Origin of the sequence: Mesorhizobium sp. LCM 4576 (genome assembly GCF_001854815.1) — a bacterium.
GTDB classification, from domain to species: Bacteria; Pseudomonadota; Alphaproteobacteria; order Rhizobiales; family Rhizobiaceae; genus Mesorhizobium; species Mesorhizobium plurifarium.
In genome coordinates this window covers 206,547-222,177 of sequence record NZ_MDDT01000011.1, presented here as the reverse complement: position 1 = coordinate 222,177, position 15,631 = coordinate 206,547, and the positions used below count along the sequence as shown (strand labels likewise).

At 62.4% G+C, this 15,631-nt stretch carries 22 protein-coding genes; 9 read left to right on the top strand and 13 right to left on the bottom strand.

Annotated elements, in window-relative coordinates:
* Nucleotides 1–171 precede the first annotated feature (171 nt).
* On the bottom strand, nt 172–927 hold the full coding sequence (locus LCM4576_RS06025) for a tryptophan 2,3-dioxygenase family protein (RefSeq protein ID WP_071030967.1): 756 nt from the start codon (nt 925–927) through the stop codon (nt 172–174).
* Nucleotides 928–1,062: 135 nt separating this feature from the next.
* On the opposite strand from LCM4576_RS06025, the gene LCM4576_RS06020 reads away from it, so the two are divergent.
* Together LCM4576_RS06020 and LCM4576_RS36750 are read left to right on the top strand one after the other, a co-directional pair.
* On the top strand, nt 1,063–1,545 hold the full coding sequence (locus LCM4576_RS06020; RefSeq protein WP_071030966.1) for an Lrp/AsnC family transcriptional regulator: 483 nt from the start codon (nt 1,063–1,065) through the stop codon (nt 1,543–1,545).
* Nucleotides 1,546–1,662: 117 nt separating this feature from the next.
* Entirely contained in the window at nt 1,663–2,454 is a 792-nt protein-coding gene (locus LCM4576_RS36750; protein WP_071030965.1) for a hypothetical protein, read from the top strand.
* Between the two features lie 86 nt (nt 2,455–2,540).
* Here LCM4576_RS36750 and LCM4576_RS06010 read toward each other — a convergent pair whose 3' ends face one another.
* From LCM4576_RS06010 to LCM4576_RS05975, 7 genes are all read right to left on the bottom strand, one after another.
* Nucleotides 2,541–3,713, bottom strand: a complete 1,173-nt coding sequence (locus LCM4576_RS06010) for an SdrD B-like domain-containing protein (RefSeq protein ID WP_131803221.1) — start codon at nt 3,711–3,713, stop codon at nt 2,541–2,543.
* The gene (locus LCM4576_RS06005; RefSeq protein ID WP_157901202.1) at nt 3,710–4,615 is read right to left on the bottom strand and encodes an HTTM domain-containing protein; all 906 of its coding nucleotides are present in this window, start codon (nt 4,613–4,615) and stop codon (nt 3,710–3,712) included. Before LCM4576_RS06005 ends, LCM4576_RS06010 begins: the two co-directional genes overlap by 4 nt.
* Before the next feature lie 205 nt (nt 4,616–4,820).
* Nucleotides 4,821–5,039 (bottom strand): hypothetical protein, encoded by a 219-nt coding sequence (locus LCM4576_RS05995; protein WP_071030961.1) that lies wholly within the window; start codon nt 5,037–5,039, stop codon nt 4,821–4,823.
* Nucleotides 5,040–5,226: 187 nt separating this feature from the next.
* Nucleotides 5,227–5,397 carry a hypothetical protein gene (locus LCM4576_RS36485; protein ID WP_157901201.1) on the bottom strand — a complete coding sequence of 57 codons (171 nt, stop codon included), beginning with the start codon at nt 5,395–5,397 and terminating at the stop codon, nt 5,227–5,229.
* 145 nt (nt 5,398–5,542) lie between these two features.
* The gene (locus LCM4576_RS05985; protein ID WP_040981056.1) at nt 5,543–5,896 is read right to left on the bottom strand and encodes an SPW repeat protein; all 354 of its coding nucleotides are present in this window, start codon (nt 5,894–5,896) and stop codon (nt 5,543–5,545) included.
* 121 nt (nt 5,897–6,017) lie between these two features.
* A complete protein-coding gene (locus LCM4576_RS05980; RefSeq protein WP_040981054.1) occupies nt 6,018–7,067 on the bottom strand; it encodes a sensor histidine kinase in 1,050 nt (349 codons plus the stop codon).
* A gap of 52 nt (nt 7,068–7,119) precedes the next feature.
* Entirely contained in the window at nt 7,120–7,365 is a 246-nt protein-coding gene (locus LCM4576_RS05975; RefSeq protein WP_041009559.1) for a hypothetical protein, read from the bottom strand.
* Between the two features lie 267 nt (nt 7,366–7,632).
* Between LCM4576_RS05975 and LCM4576_RS05970 the strand changes: the two genes are divergently transcribed.
* Entirely contained in the window at nt 7,633–7,968 is a 336-nt protein-coding gene (locus LCM4576_RS05970) for a hypothetical protein (protein ID WP_071070748.1), read from the top strand.
* 34 nt (nt 7,969–8,002) lie between these two features.
* On the opposite strand, the gene LCM4576_RS05965 is transcribed toward LCM4576_RS05970, so the two are convergent.
* The 3 genes from LCM4576_RS05965 to LCM4576_RS05955 form a co-directional block, all read right to left on the bottom strand.
* Nucleotides 8,003–8,224: a hypothetical protein gene (locus tag LCM4576_RS05965; RefSeq protein ID WP_071030959.1), complete on the bottom strand. Its 222-nt coding sequence runs from the start codon at nt 8,222–8,224 to the stop codon at nt 8,003–8,005.
* A 105-nt stretch (nt 8,225–8,329) separates the two neighbouring features.
* Nucleotides 8,330–8,539: a cold-shock protein gene (locus LCM4576_RS05960; protein ID WP_040980758.1), complete on the bottom strand. Its 210-nt coding sequence runs from the start codon at nt 8,537–8,539 to the stop codon at nt 8,330–8,332.
* 311 nt (nt 8,540–8,850) lie between these two features.
* A complete protein-coding gene (locus tag LCM4576_RS05955) occupies nt 8,851–9,390 on the bottom strand; it encodes an HD domain-containing protein (RefSeq protein ID WP_320411840.1) in 540 nt (179 codons plus the stop codon).
* Nucleotides 9,391–9,566: 176 nt separating this feature from the next.
* Between LCM4576_RS05955 and LCM4576_RS05950 the strand changes: the two genes are divergently transcribed.
* Nucleotides 9,567–9,770: a CsbD family protein gene (locus LCM4576_RS05950; RefSeq protein WP_040980754.1), complete on the top strand. Its 204-nt coding sequence runs from the start codon at nt 9,567–9,569 to the stop codon at nt 9,768–9,770.
* 61 nt (nt 9,771–9,831) lie between these two features.
* Here LCM4576_RS05950 and LCM4576_RS05945 read toward each other — a convergent pair whose 3' ends face one another.
* Entirely contained in the window at nt 9,832–11,079 is a 1,248-nt protein-coding gene (locus LCM4576_RS05945; RefSeq protein ID WP_071030957.1) for a trimethylamine methyltransferase family protein, read from the bottom strand.
* A gap of 302 nt (nt 11,080–11,381) precedes the next feature.
* On the opposite strand from LCM4576_RS05945, the gene LCM4576_RS05940 reads away from it, so the two are divergent.
* Nucleotides 11,382–12,101, top strand: coding sequence for a Crp/Fnr family transcriptional regulator (locus tag LCM4576_RS05940; RefSeq protein ID WP_040980750.1), 720 nt, complete (start codon nt 11,382–11,384; stop codon nt 12,099–12,101).
* A 54-nt stretch (nt 12,102–12,155) separates the two neighbouring features.
* Here the strand turns inward: LCM4576_RS05940 and LCM4576_RS05935 are convergent, their stop codons facing one another.
* On the bottom strand, nt 12,156–12,398 hold the full coding sequence (locus tag LCM4576_RS05935; RefSeq protein ID WP_071030956.1) for a hypothetical protein: 243 nt from the start codon (nt 12,396–12,398) through the stop codon (nt 12,156–12,158).
* Between the two features lie 371 nt (nt 12,399–12,769).
* Between LCM4576_RS05935 and LCM4576_RS05930 the strand changes: the two genes are divergently transcribed.
* The 4 genes from LCM4576_RS05930 to LCM4576_RS05915 all read left to right on the top strand — a co-directional run bounded on the left by LCM4576_RS05930 (nt 12,770) and on the right by LCM4576_RS05915 (nt 15,581).
* Nucleotides 12,770–13,015, top strand: coding sequence for a hypothetical protein (locus tag LCM4576_RS05930; RefSeq protein WP_071030955.1), 246 nt, complete (start codon nt 12,770–12,772; stop codon nt 13,013–13,015).
* Between the two features lie 13 nt (nt 13,016–13,028).
* Entirely contained in the window at nt 13,029–13,667 is a 639-nt protein-coding gene (locus LCM4576_RS05925) for an inorganic diphosphatase (RefSeq protein ID WP_244508255.1), read from the top strand.
* 241 nt (nt 13,668–13,908) lie between these two features.
* Complete coding sequence (locus tag LCM4576_RS05920; RefSeq protein ID WP_071030953.1) at nt 13,909–15,219, top strand: NRAMP family divalent metal transporter; 1,311 nt, start codon at nt 13,909–13,911, stop codon at nt 15,217–15,219.
* Nucleotides 15,220–15,350: 131 nt separating this feature from the next.
* The gene (locus tag LCM4576_RS05915) at nt 15,351–15,581 is read left to right on the top strand and encodes a hypothetical protein (protein WP_041012457.1); all 231 of its coding nucleotides are present in this window, start codon (nt 15,351–15,353) and stop codon (nt 15,579–15,581) included.
* Nucleotides 15,582–15,631 lie beyond the last annotated feature (50 nt).

Below are 15,631 nucleotides of genomic sequence, written 5' to 3'. Positions count from 1 at the left end.
GGGGGAGAGGTGGCGCGGCGAAGCCGCGACGGAGAGGGGGCTGCGCCAGCGATGGTGGGACAAACGCCAAGCGGCGAACCCCATCTAGTCGGCACTCTACGAGGGCCCCTCTCCGGCCGCTGCGCGGCCACCTCTCCCCCCGCTTCGCGCGGGGCGAGGAAGGTTGCGCCCTTACCCCGCCTTTGCCTGCGGCGGATGGCTGATTGAATCCCGCACGATGCCGTATTCGGCGCCCCAGCGGTCGGTCATGTCGCAGCGTATGTCCCAGAGCTCGGGGAAGAAGCGATGGCGGGCGCCGCCTTCGAGGATTTCCACCGGCCGTCCCTTCAGCGACTTGGCGCCCAGCCCGATTGAGCGGTGGATCAGATAAAGGTGGTTGGCGCGGAATTTCTGGAACAGCTCGTCGAACTCGATCAGCGCCTCGGCCACGACATAGGAATCACCGTGGTCGTAATGCTCGTCATAGATATCCTCCACGGTCAGCCCGCGGCCGTCGCAATAGGCATGCTTGAAGGCCCGCCAAAGATCCGGCGGCAGGCGCAGCAAGAGCTTGAAACCCGGTGATTCCTGGCCGCTGCCATTGCCGAGCTGCAGGCGGATCTGCTGATACTCCTTGGGCGACATCGTCTCCAGAAGATCGAGCTGCGCCGTCATCATGCGCATCAACCGGTGCACGCGGCCCATCAGCGTGACGATGCGGTGGGTGTCCTGCCTCTCCAGATAGTCGAGCACGTCGACCAGCGTGTAGGCGATAAGCTTCATCCAAAGCTCCTCGACCTGATGCACGATCTGGAACTGCAATTCGTCGGCATTGACCATYTCGGCGAGCGGCTTCTGGCAGGCGAGCAGCTGGTCGCATTTCAGATAAACGCCGTAGTCGCGCATTTCGGGCGCCTCGATGCGGGCGTGATAGTCCGTCTTGTCCATGGCTCGTCCTCCTCGCGTCGGGTTTCGACTGGCGACAAGGATAGCGCTTTCGGCTTGAACATTGTTCCTTTCTGTTGTTCAAATGGCACAAAACGAAGGACGATTGTCGACGTCTTCTGCCATATTGGAGAACGAATGACGCTGGATGCACTCGACCGCAGAATAGTCGCTGCGCTTGAGCGCGACGCGCGCATCTCCTTCGGCGCGCTCGCCGAGGAGGTCGGATTGAGCAAGACGCCTTGCTGGAAACGGGTGAAGGYGCTGGAAGAGGCCGGCATTATCCGCGGATATTCGACCCGCGTCGACCCGGCCGGGATCGGCTTCGGCATCGAGGCCTTCATTCAGGTGTCGATCGATTTCGAGGTGTCGGATGYCTTCGAGGCGGCGGTGAAGAAGCACCCGCTGATCCGCCGCTGCTACGCCACCACGGGCGAAGCCGATTATCTGCTCCAGATCGTCACCGTCGACATGATGGCGCTCGACCGCATGCTGCGCGAGGAGCTCAGCCGCCTGCCCGGCGTGCGCCGCACGGTGACCTCGATGGYGATGCGCGAGATCAAGGGCGAGATCTCCTTTGCCGAGGCGGCAGCGCGGGTGAGAGGCGCGCACGACAAATGAACCGAGGACGCCGGACGAGCGGCCGCCGCGTCGACCAGATGACTATTTCTGGGATGGTCGAGAACAAAGGTTCAACCCGTCTATAGTCCCGCCCGGGTTACGCGGGTGACTGGTATCATGTCGATCGAAACAGGTTCCGAGCCTGCCAGGCGAGTGTCGGCAGGACGCTTCGGTTTGGCCTTCACGGGCAATGCCGGCATAAGGCGGCGATCCCTTCCCATTCTGGCAGCGGCGGTGCTGGCATCGACCATGCTGCTGCCGATCACAACGCGCGCGGTGTCGGTCCTGCCGGAGTCGCGAGACGGGCTCCACCAGTCCATAGATCGGAAAGCCCTGCTGCAGGAGGCCAAGCGCGCTCTTCTGGCCCAGGCCACCGGCGGAAATGGCGGCAACGGCGGCAATGGCGGCTCCGCTGGCGGAAACGGAGGGAATGGCGGCAACGGAGGAAATGGCGGCAACGGCGGCTCCGCTGGCGGGAACGGCGGCAACGGTGGYAATGGCGGATCCGCTGGCGGGAACGGCGGCAACGGTGGTTCCGCTGGCGGCAACGGAGGGAATGGCGGCAACGGCGGCTCCGGCGGCAATGGCGGATCCGCCGGAAACGGCGGCTCCGCCGGAAACGGCGGCTCCGCCGGAAACGGCGGCGCTGGAAATGGTGGCGGGAACGGTGGTTCCGGCGGGACCGGTTCAGGGGGCAACGGCGGCTCTGCTGGGAATGGCGGTTCCAGTGGCAACGGCTCGGGAGGCAATGGCGGCTCCGGTGGCAACGGCAGCCCGGGTGGAAACGGCAGCTCCGGCGGGAACGGCAGTTCCGGAGGCAATGGCGGCACCGGCCATCACAACGACGGCGCCGGGCATTCGGACGGYGGCCCGCGTTCCTGCGGAACTTCYCCGAGATCGTCCTGCTGACGCGGCCTGGCCTTTACGCACTCGCGCAGAAGCCGACCAAAGGACGCGCTTCATGCCTGAACGCAGCGGCCACTCTGCTGATCGCGCTACGGCCCGGTGCGGTAAGCGAAATCGTCGATCGCGGCCTGCCAGTAATGCAGCGTGCGGATCTCAAGCCTCGTTATGYGGCTGTAGTCGGCCGCGAAATAGACAAGGCCGTTGGCGGACAGCGCCAGTTGGTCCTCATAGGCGGGCTCATCGCCCCGCCATGCTTTGAGGATCAGCGTCTCGCCCTCCGCATCGTCCCAGCCGGCGCCGAAATAGGCGCCGGTGAAATCGAACGGCTTGTCGCTGAACACCTGCGCCGGGTGGCCGGAGCTGTTATAGGCGATGAACTCGCCCGACATGGTGGTGTTGACGTAGCCCGGGCCAGCGGTGAAGCTTTGGTGCATGGCAACGAGGTTGTACCAGTTGAGCCCGCCGTAACCGGACGGAATTTCGAACACGCCGGGCGACGTCATCAAGTCGTCGAAGCCGACGACATGCTGGTTGGGCAGCGGCGCCTCGGCCGATCTGCCCAGGCCGGAAAACGCCGAGAGTATTACCGGCGCCGAGCCGACGACGACATGCCTCCGCTCAGTCGCTCCGCCGGCCGAAAAATCGACCAGCCATTCGCCTGGCGTGACGGCTGCGCTGAAGCGCCCGTCGAGGCCGACCTTGGCGGCGGACGTTACGCCGTCGGGCCCCGTGAGGGACACGCGCGATCCGGCGGCGGCCGCGCCGCCCATCGTCAGGTCCGCCGCGAGACCGACCGGATGCGTGGTGGTCCTTGCAATCATGTCGCCCGGCGATCCGGGCGAAACGACATAGTCGCTTTCCTGCGAGGCATTGCCGGTGGTGACAGTATACCCCGGCGGTGGCACGACGCGGAACGCATAGTGCCCGGGATCGACAACTTCGAAATCACGCTGGCTGACCGACATGCGGAAATTCGCGAAGCCGTCGACATTGGTCAGGCGCATGATCGTGCTGCCGTTCGGCTTGTCGAGCTCGACGGCCACGCGCGACATCGGCCGGTCGCCCAGATCGTAGACGCCGTTCCTGTTAAGGTCGCGGAACACAAGCAGCGAGGTGTTCATCTGCCCGCCTTCGAAGGAACCCCATACGCGCTTGGGATAATAGTCCTCGGCACCGCCAGCATGCGCTACGCTGCAGTCCATGGCCAGGCTCATGGCCACCGCGACGGCGACGGCGCCCGGAAACAACAAACCACGCTTCACGAAATTTCCCCTCTGGCAGTCGCTGCCGATCCGGTTCCGTGGAGACGCGCGATTACCTTGTCGACGGCATCCGCATCGAAATAGGCGAGATAGAGCAACGCCATAGTGGCGCTGAACGTATAGACCGGCAGCGTCACATAGATGATGGCGTGAAACGCCAGGCCAGGCACGACCAGAAAGCGCCTGCTGYGGCGAAACGGCAGGCCAAGAGCCAAGCAATATTCAAGCGCGACCACGGCGACGGACGCCATGGTGGCCGGCCAGGCAAGGCCGGCCGGGTAATCCGAACCCGCATAGTACCAGAGGAATATCTGCTCGAGGCGCGCGCCGCTGAGAAAAGCGTGGTTCGACTTGTCGAAGGCGGCGAAGAAATAGAGCACCGAGAGCTGCACCACGATCAGTCGTAGCCCCCATAGATTGCCGCGCTCCGCCAGCGGCRGAACACCCATACGCTCGGCGTGCATCACCGCCAGATAGCGATCCAGCGAATAGGAGCGGCCGCAAGGGGTGAGCGCGATCAGGAGCGCCGCGACGGCAAGCAGATAGGTATGGTGGTGGGTCCAGGGCTCGCGGCCAAGCTGGAAGCCGAAATAATAGTACATCGCCAGTCCGACCGCGCCCGCCCAGACGGCGGCGGCGCGGCTGTGATAGCCGATGAAGAGCAGCGCGGTGGCGACGAAGAAGTTGGCCGCCAGAAACAGGCCGGCCGGCGATCGGTCCATATAGAGCAGCAACTCGCCGGCCCAGCGCGACCAGAACAGCATTGCCAGGCCGATGCGGATCAACGCGGACGAACGCGACGAGCCCTCCGTCTCGACCGCCCAGCCAACGAAGCGCGCGGCCCAGGCGGATGCCGAACGCCAGTTCCGCCAGTCGGCGATCAAGTCAGTCCGCGCAGGCATTTTGGTCATCGGTATGGATGGTCTGCCACCCGCCGCGAATGCCAAGCCTGGCACGGACACGGATGTCGGCGCCCTGCCCGGCGACAGCGCAGAGCCGCCTGATGACAGAAGCCAGGTCCTCGCGGCTTTGGATCCATTTCAGCCCCCCGTTGYGAGGCGCGCCAAGCATCTCGAACCGGTCGAGCGGAACAAGCGCGCCATCGGGTCAGCGGATCTCGAAGGAAGCGTCGATCACACCGAGCCCGATCGCGCTGAACATGGTCCAGGAGCGCAGCAATGCCGTTCGCACGCCGAAGACCTGTTCCGCGACCGGACCGGCGATCATGAAGGCAGCGATCGCCACGAAGGCAATCAGCCGCAAGCGTCCCCCCGACAGCGCCCCGGCAGGCTCCGCACTTGTTCTGATCGAGATGATATCCGCCACCCGCGCACCCCCGGTCCGAGACTATAGACCGGTTCAACGCCGTTCTTCGATCGTCCCAGAAAAAGTCAGGGCTTGGGCGGCGGCCGCCCTGACCTCTATGGCGGTGCGGGACATTCATCGCGGGCGCCGCGGGGCGTGCGCTTAGGGTTAAAGTGCGGAATGATCGCAGCGCTGGAGGACCGCAGCCTCAGGACTTTGCCGATACATCTTCCTCGGCGAGCGGAGGTTTAACGCCGGCAACCCGCGCCGTCTCGCGCTCCCATTCGGCGTCGGCTTTGCGTTTCGGACATTCCTCGAAATCATGGTCGCGGCCGCCGCAATAGGAGCAGCATTTGGCGGGGGTGTCGGGCTGGAGCATCGGGGCCATTCCCAAGAATGCACGAAAAGGTTTCCGGTTGCAGCAATTGCGTGAAGCCACCGCAACAGCCGCCTTGCCCCATGCCCAAGAGATCAAAGTCCGAGGAGCTCGCCGCTCACGCGGCGGGCTCCCATTCAGTCACCCCTCACGCATGCGCGTGGGGATGACGGAAGTCCCAGACGGCCCAAGCCGATGCCGCGACCACCAGCACGCCGAGGACGACATGCGTGGCCATGACATGCGTGTCAGCCGCGAAGCGTAGCAACCAGGGCGACACGATCAGCCAAAGCCCAAGGACCACACTTGCCCATTCTTCCCACTCGGCGAACACCGAAAGCGTCGCCAGCGCCAGCGCGCCGAGAAGAACGCCGACAATCCAGGCGTTCCACGCGGGCACCATCGCCGCGGTGAATCCGATGACCCAGGGTGAGATGAACAGGCAGATCGCGAGGACCAGAGTGATCCAGTCGAGACTCTTTCTTGCTTCCATCATTGCCATGACAACCTCCATGGATGAAGCTTGACCAAAGCAACCTACCTGAGCGTGCGATCACACGCTCTGTTACATGATGTAATCCATCTTTACAGAGCTACAAGGGAGGACCGCCCGCGCAGGCACCTTAGCCCTTGAAATCACTGCCATCTTCAGCGCCGAGCTGCGGCACGACGATCGCCTCGAGCGGCGCCTCAAGTGCCCACTTCACACCCTCGGGCGAGCGTTCGAGGCTGGAGGAACCGCTCAGCGACTGCGGGGCCACCCGCTGCAGCACCACGGTGCCGAACCCCTTGCGTTCGGGCGCCTTCCGCGCGGTTGCCGCCCCCGCGGATGTCTCGTGCCAGACAAGATGAAAGCGTCGCTGCGCTTCGGGGCCGGTTTTAACCTTCCAGGTGATTTCGATATGGCCGCCCTCCGAGGCCAGCGCGCCATATTTGGACGAGTTGGTGCCGAGTTCATGGAAGGCCATGCCAAGATTCTGCACGGCATTCGACTGCAGCGTTAGAAGCGGTCCGGAAAGCGAGATGCGGTCTTCATGGCCGAAGGGCTTCAAATGTTCCTGGACAAGGTCGAACAGGCTGGCGCCGGCCCATTCCGTGGTGACCAGAAGGTCGTGCGAGCGCGACAGCGCCATGATGCGGGCGCGGATCATTTCCTCGAACTCGCGGGGGTCGGTCGAGCGCTTGCTGGTTTCCCTGACCATCGACAGGATCACCGCGAACTGGTTCTTCACGCGGTGGTTGACCTCGCGCATCAGGAGGCGGATGCGGCGCTCGCTTTCCTTGGCGGCGGAGATATCGCGGGCGATCTGCGAGGCGCCGATGATCTCGCCTGTGTTGTTCCTGATCGGCGAGACGGTGATCGACACGGCGATCAGCGAGCCATCCTTGCGCTTGCGCGTCGTCTCGTGGCTCCCCACCCCCTCGCCCCGACGGATGCGGCCGATGATTTCGGCTTCTTCGTTGTGCATATGCTCGGGGAGCAGCATCAGTATGGATTGGCCCACGGCCTCCTCGGCGCTGTAGCCGAACATACGCTCGGCCGCCTGGTTCCAATCGGTGATGATGCTGTTGAGATTCTTGCCGATGATGGCGTCGTAGGATGAATCGACGATCGCCGCGAGGCGCGCATCGGCATTGGCATTCTGTCGGAAAATCCCCCCCGGATCGGTCATGTGCATTAGCTAGGGCCGATAGACATCAAGGCAACGRCTCGGGTGCATCTGCTTATGGCTTAGAGTCGCTGGAGCCATTGCCGACCTTCCTGTCCTGGGCTATCACGCCAAAATCCTGCGACTTCGCGCCTGCGCCGGCAGTCAAGAACCCATCCGATGCAAGCCCGCGGCGCAAAAGCTCACGCACCGCAGCCGATCGGCTTGGCATGCGCTTTTCGAAACGCCAGTTCTCCAGCGCCGCCAATTCCTCGTCGGTCAGCATGATCTGCAATCTTTGCGGCCGTTCGAGTTCAGCCATGCCTGCCTCTCTCACTGACAAAAATGCCAAGAATGAGTAAATGCCTCGCTGTGAGTAGAAGTAGGGTTCGCCGCATAGCACGTCAAGGATGCTTAAGCTGTGAAAGAGGGCACAAACTAACCATACCAACGATGGGTCGAAACCACATTTGTTGCTCTATGCTAACTTATTGATTATTTTTTCTTTTTTTACTTTTTTTCTTGCTATTCGCGGCTGTGGGACGCATGATGGCGATCGAGGGATATCCTCCAAGAAAGGAGGCATTCCATGTTCCGACGATTCTCCATTCAGTTGCGCGATGATGCGCACCGCAGGGTCCAACAGGCCCTGCGGATCAAAGGCATCGTCAACATCATCCGGCTTTCGGAAGAGATTAGGCTGAACAACCTGGCCGAGAACATCGCCCGCGAAGACATCGAGGACCTGGTGTTACAGATCGCGCAGCTTTACGCTGCGCCGATCGAGTTCGATGACGATGGCCTGGCGGCGCTTGATATGCCCGGCGACTTTAGCCAAGACAACCGCAACGATCTCGAGAAGATGTTGGATGGTCACACTTGCGGCGATGTCACCAGCGATCTGCTGCAGTTGACGCGGAAATAGCGCAGGATCATCTAAGCACGCGCTAGACTCGTGCTCACGCCTTCTTGTTTCGCTTCGAAACGGCTTTCTTCGGCGGGACCGCGGGCGCGTCGGCTTCCTGCGCCAGCCTGGCAGCGCGCAATCGCTTCGTCTTGGCCTCCCTGGCAGTTGCTTCCAAGTCCAGGATCTGCCGCGCGACGCGAGATGTCATGTCGGTTTTGGCTTCCGTTCGAGACGRAACCGGCTTGAACAGACTGCTATCCGATAGGGACTTCATTTCTTCTCCTTGATCAAAAAAGGCCGGGCAAAGCCCGACCTTCTCCAACGCGCCTCCGAGGCTGGTGCCAGTACATCCGTGGTCAAGAACCCGGAGGCGTTATGTTTAGGCGGCTTGCAGGTTTTCGGCAGAACTTTTGCCGTTGCGAGCATCCTTCACGATGTCGAAGCTGACCTTCTGGCCCTCGACCAGCGAGCGCAGTCCAGCGCGCTCCACGGCCGAGATGTGCACGAACACGTCGGGCTGGCCGCCGCCCTGCTCGATAAAGCCGAAGCCCTTGGTGGCATTGAAAAACTTCACGGTCCCAGAGCTCATTGCGATTTCCTTTCAAATCGACGTAAATTATCGTCGCTTGGCCACCTGACCAAACGCCGTATTCTTCGAAATTGAGAGGGAATATCGTCGGGCGCTTTGGCGCGAAAACAACGTTCGTTCAACAAGATCGATTGTTGATAGATAGCGCTTAATTCGGACATTCGCAAGGGATTCCGAAATAATACTCGTTACATCAGCCTTCGACAGGGCTTGGTGCGTTCCACCGTTCGCGGAAACGGCGAACCGCTCTATCCCTTTGTTCTTACGCAATTCCGGACGGAAAACCGCTTCGTACTTTTCCTGGAATTGCTCTAGGCGCTGGCGTTCAATCCATGGAGCACCACGAGGCCGGTTTCATATCTGGCTGGAGAAAGCCCTGCCTGATGTGCCTGCCATAGATTATCTTTCAGATCAGCTTCCTTGACCGACCTGGCGAGCGCGTTCGAGGCTGCGYGGCAGATGAACCCCTGCTCGCTTTCGTCCATCCGTTTCGTCAGCGCGTCGACGGCCGCGACAACGGATGAACTGAAGCCGGCCTGTTCGAGCCGCTCGAGGCTCCAACCCTCACCTTTCTCGACGACATCATGCAGATAGGCGACGGTCTTTTCGTCCAGCGTCTCGACGGCATCGGCGACCCGCCTCAAATGCTCGATGTAGGGTCGTCCGGTCTTGTCTTTCTGGCCGCYATGAGCCTGCTCAGCGATCTTGGCTGCCCGGTGAAGCATGATCCTTCCAATCATCAATATGAAGCCCGCCCCGGCGAGGGACGGCCGAGGCGGGCTGCTCGGGTCTGAACCCGGTCGGTGGCGCGCTTTTCGCGGGGGGGGAGCGGGGCTGCGCGCCATCTGCATCCAAGAACATCCGCGCAAGCCGAATGTTCCCGCAACGCCCTGCAATTTTCACTAGCGCGGTCGCCGCGCCGGCAGACCCGTGACGCTGCCAAGCCTGCCGGCCAACAAACGTTTTGCGGCAGGAACCTCGCGACCGCGCCATCGTTAGCCACTCGTGTTCAACAGGAGGTAAGGCAATGGATTGGAACCGCGTCGAAGGCAATTGGAAACAGATGAAGGGCAAGGTCAAGGAACAGTGGGGCAAGCTAACCGACGATGACCTCGACCGCATCGCGGGAAAACGCGATCAGCTTGAAGGGAAGATCCAGGAACGCTACGGCCTCGAGAAGGATCGCGTGCGCCGCGACATCGACGACTGGTACGACCGCCAAGGATGGTAAAAGCCGACTGGGGTAACCAGGAAGGGCGCTGTCTCGCGACGRCGCCCTTTTCTTTGGCAGGTCAAAGCCGCGTAATGCGGCTGYATATTTCAGTCTCGATGTCCCGGTCAAGCGGCAGGGGCGGCGGCTCGGTCGGCTTGCCGAGTTCAGCCAGAGCAGCGGCATCGCGACCGAATTTTYCGAACGACACCGTGCGGCCCTGCTCCAGCCAACCGGAGGCGTGGAGGATGAARCTCGCGCCGGAGGCCACCGAGGCCGAGAGTACCCTGCCCCCTTCGGCACCGGATTGCGCGTCGTCGATCTTGGCCGAGGTGATCGCGCCATCGCCCCGTATCGGCACRCCAAGCCGCCTGCCCAGCTCGGCCGCGTAGAACTGAACGAGCTGGGAGGCCGGATCGCCGAAGCTGGGCAGCATCCGGCGCATATCAAAAGGATAGGCTAGGATGCCCATCACGACCGGCGCGCCCGGACGCCAGATCTGCGCCAGCGCAAGTCCGGCAAGCACCTCCGCATAGCCTTGGATAAGCGCGCCGGCCACGGTGACGGGCGACGTCGCGCCCATCATCATGTAGGACGAAACCATGCTCGCCTCGCCCTTCAGCGCGATTGCCCGCAGGCACTTCAATGGGTTCGGCCAATAGGTGAGCGGCGGCGTGGCGTTGATCAGGTGGAGAAGGTTGCACTCGCCGGCAGAGGCCGGCCGCGCGACCGCCGCGGCGGTCAGGTCGATTACCGCTTCGGCGGCGGCCGGCGAAGCGATGTTGCCCATGAACGGCTTGTCGGAGCGGCTGAGATGCGCAAGCAGCATCTCCAACGGCCGCCGATCCTCGGGGATGTCCTCCATGACGCAGATCATCTGCCCGGTGTTGGTGAGCCCCGGCGCGGCATGCGCGGCGGCGACAAGTTCGCCGTAGATCCGCCGGCTTCCCGCCTCTCTCGCCCCGTTGTCGAGCACGACATTGGGCGCGCCGTAGATCGGCGCGAAGACCGGCGGTGCGCCTGCGCCGACCGGCGTATCCCGCGCCGGATTCCTGCCGCGCAGCAGAAACTTTGCCGGCGCATGCCGGCGTATGACGCGGCGCAACTCGGCCCCGTCCAGGCGCACGACATCTCCGGTCGCCACGCCACCGGCCTGCTTGAGAACGTCGATGGTCTGCGGATCGTCCAGAAAGCGGATGCCGGTTTCCTCAAGAACCCGGTCGGCCGCCCTCTCGATCGTCTCCAGCCCGGCCTCGTCCTGTTCGGGACGATAGGCCGCGGCGACAAAATCCGCCGCCGCGCGATATTCCTTTGGCCATGAAGCCGGCATGCAACTCCTCGGCCGGCGCAAGGTTCGATGAGGCCGGCACGCAGGAATATCCGGATCGGCTTGCCTTCGCGACGCTCCCGGCGCGCCACCTTGCGTCGCTTCCAGAAAGGCGCGGCGGACGAGCGATCCGGCGGCACCGGCCGCAATGCGTCAATCGGCATTTCGCCCGAGAAAAAGCGCCGAGTTATCAAATGTTAGCGCACTGTGTCTAACAACCCCATACCTCGTCAAACGCGCCTGTTTTGAATCACTTGTGACATCCCCTGTGACCGGGCCGCTCGGCCCGCTCATGGAAGACATGAATGCTTGAATCGCTTTTCCTGAATCTCGGCCAGCACGACAGCCTGTCGGATGATGAGCAATCCCTGCTCGGCAATTTGATGACGGGCGAGCGCAGCTTCGCCGCCGGGCAGGACATCGTCGCGTCCGGATCGCGGCCGGCCTACAGCACGCTCATCCTCGACGGACTCGCCGCGCGTTACAAGGTGCTTGCCGATGGCGGCCGGCAATTCACATCGCTGCAGATTCCAGGCGATTTCGTCGACCTCTATGCCTTTCTGCTGAAGACGATGGACCACGGCGTCATCGCGCTCTCGCCCTGCCGCGTCATCCTGGCCGACCATTCGAAGCTGCGTAGCATCACCGAGCGGGCACCGCACCTGACGCGGCTCTTGTGGCTCGACACGCTGATCGACGGCGCCATCCACCGCGAGTGGATCGTCGCCATGGGGCGGCGCTCGAAAGTCTCCCATCTGGCGCATCTGTTCTGCGAGCTGTTCGTCAGGCTGCAAGTGGTGAAGCGCACCAACGGCATGAGCTTCCATTTGCCCGTTTCGCAAGCCGAGCTCGCCGACGTGCTGGGCCTGTCGGTGGTGCATATGAACCGTGTCATCAGCGCGCTGCGCAACAGCGGCGTGATCGCCTGGGCAAACCATACGGTGACGATCCTCGACTGGCAGAAGCTGCAGCAGATCGCCGAGTTCGACCCGACCTATCTTTCAATGACGCGCGAGCCGCGCTGATCGCCGCTGAAGGCATCTTGCCAAAACCGCTGCGCAGTTTTCGGGCGACATGCATCATTCAGAACGCCGTTTCCGGTGCGGGGATTCCTGGTTTTCGCCGCGCAGCATCTGCCGGYCGTCGGGATCGGTCAGGTCGCTCTCRGCAGGCTTCAACGTATTGCCCTTCGCGCGGGCAGCCCGCTCCTGATGCGGCCGCTTCAGTTCCTCCTCGGCATTGAAATCCTTGCCGGCATTCTTGGTGTTGACGCGCTCCTCGATGATGCGCTGCTGCTGATCATGCGTTGTCTTGCCTGCCATGCCGGTCTCTCCCACGGCTGAAAGAAATTCTCCCCCACAGAGAAGCCCGTCCGCAGGGGTGAGCGGGCGGGCTTCTATCGGGAGGGACCCCGATGGCGGCGGGGGAGCCGCCGCGCACCGAACCGGCCACCGGCGGTTATGTTCCATTGCTGGAGCGAAAGCGACGGAATTTCCCGACGGGGCCGAGACATTCCGCGCGACAGCCGCTGCGGTTCCGATCTTCGTCGCGCTGCCGGCCTTCTTCCTCTTCGGCCGATAAGCCGGTGGGACACGCGCCGGCTGCGCCGCGGACGCGCCAGCATGGCGCAAAATATCAAATGTAATTTTGCTCTGCCCCGCGGTCGGCCAAACTGTGGGTGGGGATTCGATGAATGAAGGCCTATCGCGTGGAAGAGATGGATGGCGAGACCGTCCTTGCAAGCCATGYCGTCGAGGCGATGGCGCCGTACGAGGCGGCGCGAAAGGCGCTCGGCGTCGAGGTCACGCTGCGCGCCGGTGCCGACAGATGGATTCGGGTCGTCGAGCTGACCGACAGGCCGCCGACGCGGCTGCGCCCTGGCGTTTTCGAGTTCAGGGTTGTCGGTCGTACGAGCTATCCTTTGCCATCGGTTTGCTGAAATCGGCTCGCGGTTGATCTCAACGATCCGCAACGCATCCTCGCCCTGGAACCTTCCCCTGCCGGTGAAAGTTCACTTTGCGCAACTGACTCGGCGCGGCTCCCGATTTGAAATGGCTGATTACCTCAAACTTCCGGCAATCTCTGGTAAACTATTCCGTGTGGTCGTCGAGACGCCGCGGGGATCGGCCGCGAAACTAGCCTATGAACGGAAGACCCGCGTGTTCGAATACTCCCGCCCTCTTCCGGTGGGAAATACCTACCCCTATGATTGGGGTTTCGTGCCGTCCACGTTGGGGGACGATGGTGATCCCCTGGACGGGCTCGTTATCCATCAGGCCGCCGCCGCCCCGGGCGTTGTTATTAAATGCGACCTACTTGGCGCGCTTCGCGTGAAGCAGCAGGACCCCGATGGCTCGAAGGTTCGTAACGACAGGTATATCTTCTGCCCGCACAATGAAGACGCGCAGGACGAGCCCGTCGCTATCGCCGATGTCCCACAGGATCTTCGCCGGGAGATAGAGCAGTTTTTTCTTTCGTCGGTATTGGGCACCGGCAAGAAGATCAAGCTTAAGGGTTGGCAAAACGCCGCCGAGGCCAGGGCTTCGCTTGTGGAGGGGATGAAAATTTTCAAGCGAAAATTCTCGCATTGAGCGGACAGCGGATGCCTGCCTCGCACGGTTTTCTGACCGTCGGTGAGAACCTCTGGGCCATGAACGAATGCGGTGGGAACCTCGGCTGGCCATGCCCAGGTGACCGTCACTCTGGAACCGATCGTTCATCCGCCGGTTACCTTATGYCTTCGTTAGCAGGTGCTTATGCAATGCGGAAGAGCCGCCCCAAATCCTTGGCGCACCTCGCGCTCACGGCCGACCCCGCGCCGGCGGCCTTCCTATGACCGGGATCGGTTCGCAAATCGATAGAGAACAAAGCAGCACGTTGGCGAAAGGTCCTTTCCAACGGTTCCTTCGCACGATCGGGCCCGGATTCATCACCGGTGCGTCCGATGACGATCCCTCCGGCATCGGAACTTACAGCCAGGCTGGAGCCCAACTCGGATTCAATATCGGCTGGTCCATGCTGTTCACCTTCCCGCTGATGGCGGCAATCCAGGAGATCGCCGCTCGCATTGGCCGCACCACGGGCAAGGGTATTTCAGGCAACCTCAGCCGGCACTATCCGGCCCCGCTGCTTTCCGTTGTGGTGATGCTGCTGTTCGTTGCCAACGTCATCAACATCGGCGCCGATCTCAGCGCCATGGCCGACGCGTTGAAACTGCTCGTCGGCGGACCGAGTTCCCTCTATGTCGTCGCTTTCGCGATCATCTGTGTCTCGGCGATCGTGTTCCTCGACTACACCCGCTACGTGACGGTCCTCAAATGGACCACCTTGAGCCTTTTTGCCTACGTCATCGCGATGTTCGCGGCCAATGTGCCCTGGATCGACGCGGCCAAAGGCCTGTTCATTCCGCACCTCGAATGGAGCGGGGCTTTCTTCACGACATTGCTGGCGATCCTTGGCACGACGATCTCGCCTTATCTGTTCTTCTGGCAGGCCTCGCAGGAGGTCGAAGAGGAGGAGCTCAAGCTGACCGCCGAGCCGCTGCGATGGGCGCCCTGGCAAGCCACACGGGCGTTCGGGCGGATACGCGCCGACACGCTGGTCGGAATGGCGTTCTCGAATTTGATCGCCGTCGCGATCATCTTCACCACCGCCGCGACCCTTCACAAGGCGGGGGTGACGGACATCACCTCGTCAACGGACGCGGCAAAGGCGCTGGAACCGGCGGCTGGAGAATTCGCTTTCATCGTCTTCTCGGCGGGCATCATCGGCACCGGACTTCTGGCGGTGCCGGTGCTGGCGGGTTCGRCGGCATTCGCAGTAGGCGAAGCGCTGCGCTGGCCGGTCGGCCTTCAGCGCAAGCCGAAGGAAGCAGCCGCCTTCTACGCCACGCTCGCCGCGGCGACCGCTCTTGGCACTGGGATCATGTTTACCCCAATCGACCCGATCAAGGCGCTTTACTGGAGCGCCGTGATAAACGGCATGTGCGCTGTGCCGGTCATGGTCGTGATGATGCTGATGGCTGCCCGTAAGGACATCATGGGAGAATTCCCGGTCCAGGGCTGGCTGCGCGCGCTGGGTTGGCTGTCGACATTGGCAATGSGTATGTCGTCGCTCGGTCTGGTCGCTCAATGGTTCTTGTGAGTGCTGCGCCCGCTGCGCGGCACCTAAGACGAGAAAGGCGGTCAACGCCTGAGCTGCACCCAACCGGTCGTCTGGAGGGATAGTGCGCGACTTCGGTCAGCATTGATTATTCATTTTGAAGGCGGGCAAATATGACCAAATCTTCGCTTCATCTGCTCAAGGGCACCGGCTATCTGATCTCCACCGTGAGCGTGATCCTGCTGGCGACCGTAAGTTGGGACAGCGCCTCGAAAAGTCCTTTGCTGACGGCCTGTCTGCTCGGAGGAGCGGCCACCTCGATCATCGGCATGTTCTGTCGCTGGCTCTCCTACGAGATCGAGAAACGGCAGGAAGAGCGGCGGGAGAGTCAGCAGGCTCGGTGAGGCCGTTCGCACCCGCGTTTGCCGAAGGAATCGCGCCCAGGCTGGTGACG